Below are 5183 nucleotides of genomic sequence, written 5' to 3' on the forward strand. Positions count from 1 at the left end.
AAGAACCACGGGCTATACATGTGGCGGGACAAGGAAAAGGCTCCCCGAATTCCTGTTAGCAACTGGGGATACATCCAGCACATCAAGGCATCGACGTTGCGGCCGGACTACGCCATTCGTTTCCGACTCCACAGCCACGGCGTATCCGTTCCGGGTGGTCATGATCTCACCTTCGATCATTCCGGAAATGCCTATTTCTGGTCGTTTCCTGGTTGGGGTGCTTATATCTTTAAGGGGAAAATTCACCATAAATCAGTTCATTTCAGGTTGACGCATCAGGTGCTGAAGCATTTGCCCGGCACGCGCATTCAAAGCATGGGGTATAATCCTGTGCGCAAACGATTGTTAATGCTGTCGGACGCGTCAATTGCCAGCTTCCCGGCTAAGAAACTTAATGGTCACGGGCATCTGACGAATAACAGCTTTGAGTGGACTCAATTTGGGCCGAAGCGGGAATTTGAAGGGATTGCCTATGATGGCAGTTCTCGAGGCAACCTGCTGGTTAACCACTGTCCAGAGGTTCTTCAAGCTAACCATTCTTACTAGTTGGTGATGGGTGAAATTTTCATGCGGTAAGTGTTAATAATATCATTATTTCTCCCAAATGGGTGGTACAATTTTGTTATCAACATATCAAATAAACAACATATCTGGAGGGGTATTATGAAATTTGGTAAGTTATCCGTGGGAATAGCCACGGCAGTTTTGCTAGGGACATCATTTGTTGGGACGGTAGATGCTGCGACATACGTTCAACGCAGTAATGCCATCAGTCAGTATTCGGGTTCAAGTCTGCGAATTTTGAACAACAGCAACGTTCAGTTCGTTAAAGCAGGCAACTATGGCTGGTCGAAAAATCCATCCGGCCGCGAAACCATTAAGAGCGTTCATGGCACCAAGTGGACGTTAAAGACCAAGTATTTGCTGCCAAATACGCACATGGCATTGGGAAAATCCAGTCGGGATGTCACCAATCCGCAAGCAGCCGCTTTTGGCGGTAAGTACCTGTTCGTCTTGTATGCGCCCCACCAATTTCACGGTAAAGGGTTTATTGTCCGCTACAATCGCAGTACCTTGGACAACATGAGCTTGAGCCAGGCACAAGATGCACTGACGAAGAAGACTGCTGGGATGAAGGTTGGGCCGATGTTCAATGTGGGTCACGGCCAATCGCTGGCATACAACAAGAAACAGCACGCTATCTGGATGTGGCGCGACCGACCTGATATGAAGCCGACGACTTGGTCGACGATTCAGCGGATCAGCATGTCGTCACTAAAACCGAACCGAGCCATCAAGTTCCACATGAATAATCGTGGGGCGATGGTTCCAGCAGGCCATGACCTGACCTTTGATAATTCAGGGAATGCTTACTGGTGGGGAATTTCGTCCGGCCACGTGAAGATTTATAAGGCCAAATTAGGCAGCCGGTCAATCCATGTGAAATTAACGAAGCAGCTCTTGCGGAAACAAACGGGAACCCACCAACAGGCCATGGGCTATAACCCGCATAACGGCAGATTGTATCTCGTTTCGGATGATTCGATCCAAACGCTGCCGGCACGGAAATTAAATGGTCGCGGTAGTTTGAGACCAAGTGACATTAAGTACACGCGGTTTAATTCACACCGTGAATTTGAAAGCATGATCTTTGATGCGACGGGACACGCACTGTTGCTGTCGAATAGAAACCCAGAGTTGTTGAGGTCGACGACGGGGTATTAATGACCAGAGTGCGGAGCAAACCGGGTTACTTTTGAGCATTAGTTTAATTAGCGCCTTTGACGCGGGTCTTGCGTTGAAGGCGCTAATTGGACTAAGCGGAGAAAGTTGGTTTGCGTAGCACGTTTAGTGTGACGAGCAACGGGTGACGCGGTATATAAGGTGCCGGTAGTTTAAATCCCGATTTTGGATTTAAACTACCGGTACCTTATATGTTAGCGTCAGTTGCGTCGGAACACATTTTATCCAAATAGCAGGGGATCACTAAGCAAATCAATATCCAAGATGGAATTTCAGAGTGTGACGAGCAGCGCCAGTTGCGTCGTCTAAAGGACTAGACGCTGCACGTCGTTTGCGGTCGTCGAAACACGTTTTATCCAAATAACAGCAGATCACCAAACAAATCAACATCCAAATAACAGCCAAGCAACTCCAAAAGGCCAAGACAACCACAGTGCAAACCCGTTGCCTTGGCCTTTTTACGCACCCAAACACGGGTCTGAAACATTTCCAAGCTAAATTGTTGACACGATGTCACTCACGTATTATACTCGGTTCATAGATTAATGACACGGCGTCATGTGGGAGGAAAACATGGTATCAACAACCTTTACTCATTTAAGTAACGAAAAGCAGACCAAGATTCGACAGGCACTACTAAAAGAATTTAGCGAACAGCCGCTGGCAATTGCGCAAGTTGCACCGATTGTGAAGACGGCCGGCATTGCGAGAGGGGCTTTTTATAAGTATTTCGATGATTTAATTGATGCTTATAAATATTTGTACGGCATTGCAATGCAGGACATTCACAGCGATATCCACAACAAAGCTAGTGGCCAGCTTGATCCGCAATTTTATTTAAATCAGGTCGAGGCTTTCGTCAAAGGGGCCCAGGACAGCCAGTATTTTGGCTTGATCAAGATGCATTTGATGAAGAATGAATCGCTGGTTTCACAGGACAATGTTGATCCGACAACGGTGAGCTCACAGGAATGGGCAACTATGATTTTAAGCCATGAAGCCATCAAAGAAATCGTCATTAATCCAAAGGAACAGCCAATTGTCATGCAAAGATTGGCTGAGGCATTAAATCTGTTAGCAGGGAAGGGGAAGAAATAATGTATTTAGCGCTTAAAGAAATCAGACACGAAAAATTGAGGTATGGACTGATTATCGCCATGGTCACCTTGATTGCGTATCTGATCTTCATTTTAACCAGTCTGGCATTTGGACTTGCCGGCGAAAATACGCAGGCGATTGAGACGTGGGATGCCAAGAGCATTGTCTTGAATAAGGATTCAAACATTAACTTGTCACAATCAACGATTACGAATGCGCAGGCTAAAAAAGACAACCTGACGTCTAAGGAATCGCTGATTGGTACAACCCCAGTGGTTGCCAAGTACAAGGGCAAGGAAAAGATTTCTGCACTATTTCTGGGTACGCGAAAGAGCGACTTTATATACAAAGACTTGAAGGTGTCTTCTGGTCATCAGTTTAAAGGCGCGCATGAAGTCGTAGTTGATCAGAAATTTCAGGAATCGGGCTATAAGATCGGTGATAAGTTGACGTTAAACTCGTTTGGCCAAAAGTTTAAAATTGTTGGTTTTACCAAAAACGCCAAGTTAAACATTTCACCTGTGATTTACGGCACGCTGCCATCGTGGAAGGCAATCCGGGGGATGGGTAACGTGCCCGTGGCCGGAAGTGCGATTGTTTCACGAAACGCCAAGTATAACGCTCATAATTCCAATTTAAAGACGTATTCAATGAGTGAATTCACTAATAAATTACCGGGATATTCCGCACAAAATACGACCTTTGGATTCATGATCGGATTTTTGATGATTATTTCATTGGTCTTAATTGCGGTATTCCTATACATTTTAACGATGCAGGCACTGCCGACTTACGCAGTTCTGCGGGCACAAGGGATTCCAGCCCGGGCACTGGTCTCCACGATTACCAGTCAATCAGTCATTTTGATGGCTTCAGGAGTGGTTCTTGGTGGTGTGATTGCGGCACTGACGGGGTCGTTGATTCCAGTTGGTGTGCCAATGGCATTTAACATTCCGGTTTTGATCTGGATTTCAATCGGCCTGATGATTATGGGAGTCATCGGTGCCGCCATTCCAGCCCAGAAGATTGCGACCGTCGACCCAGTGAGTGTGATTGGAGGTTAATCATGGCAGTTATTGAATTAAAAAAGATAAATAAAATTTTCGGAAGCGGCATCAGCCGGGTTCACGTATTACACGACATTGATTTCTCGGCCAATCGGGGCCAATTGATTTTGGTGGTTGGCCCATCCGGATCGGGCAAGAGTACTTTCTTGACGATTGCCGGTGGTCTTCAAACACCAACGTCCGGCTCGGTAGAAGTTGAGGGCAAGGCGGTTGAGCAGTTAACCAAGGCCCAACGAGACAAGTTAAGATTGAACCAAATCGGTTTTGTCCTTCAGTCATATAATTTGGTACCATATTTAAAAGTGAAAGAACAGTTTGAATTCGTTGATAAAGTTAAGCGTCAAGGCAACTTGAACAAAGAAGACTTGGCGGGCTTGTTGAAGCAATTGGGGATTTCCAATTTGGTCGACAAGTTCCCCGGTCAGTTGTCGGGAGGTCAAACGCAACGGGTGGCGATTGCCAGAGCGTTGTATGCCAACCCGGATATTGTGTTGGCGGATGAACCAACGGCGGCGCTGGACAGTCAAAAGGTTGAAGAGGTAGGCCAGTTGTTCCAAGACTTGGCAAAGCAACGAGATAAGGCGGTTGTGGTCGTAACGCATGATACCCGATTGTTGGAGTATGCGGATAAGGTCTATCAGATAATGGATGGAAAAATGACGGAGAGTGCGCCGAGCAACGGGTGATGCGGTTTCTAAGGGGAATTTAAGCAAAGCCCCGGAACTTGGGGCTTTGGTTGAATTCCCCTTAGAAGTTAGCATCAGTTGCGTCGTAGCACGTTTTCGGCTAGGTAAAAAGAAACGTGAAACGAACATTTTTATCAAATCGGAGTGCGAAGCAAACCGATTAGCTACTAGGCATTTCATGGCCGTCGGAGCATTAGTGTAATAACGGCCTTTAACGCGGTTTTGCGTTAAAGGCCGTTATTGGACTAAGCGGAGAAAGCTGGTTTGCGGAGCACGTTTTGCTAGGTAAAAGGAAAAGTAAAAAGGTTCGGTGATGAATGCCTTTGTTCATCGCCGAACCTTTTTGCTTATGCAGTAGGAGTCTGGGTCGTCGTCCACGGGACTAGACGCTGCACTTCGTTTGCGGTCGTCGGAACACGTTTTCGCTAGGTAAAAGGAAAGATAAAAAGTTTCGGCGATGAACGCCTTCGTTCATCGCCGAAACTTCTCTTTTTCTCTGGAAGCTAACCGCTGTTTAGGTCCCACTTATTTTTTGAGCGTCGTCCATGTGACCACACTGGGACTGGTCACAACGTTGTTAGTCGCAATT

4 protein-coding genes and 1 pseudogene are annotated in these 5183 nt (G+C 46.5%); all 5 read left to right on the forward strand.

The features are described 5' to 3' along the window. Positions 1 to 546: pseudogene (locus AB3112_RS07900) on the forward strand (hypothetical protein); the annotation flags it as partial. 117 nt (positions 547 to 663) lie between these two features. Continuing rightward, on the forward strand, positions 664 to 1725 hold the full coding sequence (locus AB3112_RS07905; RefSeq protein WP_084998084.1) for a hypothetical protein: 1062 nt from the start codon (positions 664 to 666) through the stop codon (positions 1723 to 1725). Positions 1726 to 2316: 591 nt separating this feature from the next. Then, positions 2317 to 2841 (forward strand): TetR/AcrR family transcriptional regulator, encoded by a 525-nt coding sequence (locus tag AB3112_RS07910; RefSeq protein WP_057909030.1) that lies wholly within the window; start codon positions 2317 to 2319, stop codon positions 2839 to 2841. Continuing rightward, positions 2841 to 3905, forward strand: a complete 1065-nt coding sequence (locus tag AB3112_RS07915) for an ABC transporter permease (protein ID WP_367334243.1) — start codon at positions 2841 to 2843, stop codon at positions 3903 to 3905. Before AB3112_RS07910 ends, AB3112_RS07915 begins: the two co-directional genes overlap by 1 nt. A gap of 2 nt (positions 3906 to 3907) precedes the next feature. Then, positions 3908 to 4594: an ABC transporter ATP-binding protein gene (locus AB3112_RS07920; protein ID WP_084973302.1), complete on the forward strand. Its 687-nt coding sequence runs from the start codon at positions 3908 to 3910 to the stop codon at positions 4592 to 4594. Positions 4595 to 5183: the final 589 nt, after the last annotated feature.

It is taken from the genome of Lentilactobacillus sp., assembly GCF_040773105.1.
GTDB lineage: Bacteria > Bacillota > Bacilli > Lactobacillales > Lactobacillaceae > Lentilactobacillus > Lentilactobacillus parabuchneri.

Coding starts and splice junctions, on each gene's coding strand:
- AB3112_RS07905 (WP_084998084.1), top strand. CDS start 664: ATGAAATTTGGTAAGTTATCCGTGGGAATAGCCACGGCAGTTTTGCTA.
- AB3112_RS07910 (WP_057909030.1), top strand. CDS start 2,317: ATGGTATCAACAACCTTTACTCATTTAAGTAACGAAAAGCAGACCAAG.
- AB3112_RS07915 (WP_367334243.1), top strand. CDS start 2,841: ATGTATTTAGCGCTTAAAGAAATCAGACACGAAAAATTGAGGTATGGA.
- AB3112_RS07920 (WP_084973302.1), top strand. CDS start 3,908: ATGGCAGTTATTGAATTAAAAAAGATAAATAAAATTTTCGGAAGCGGC.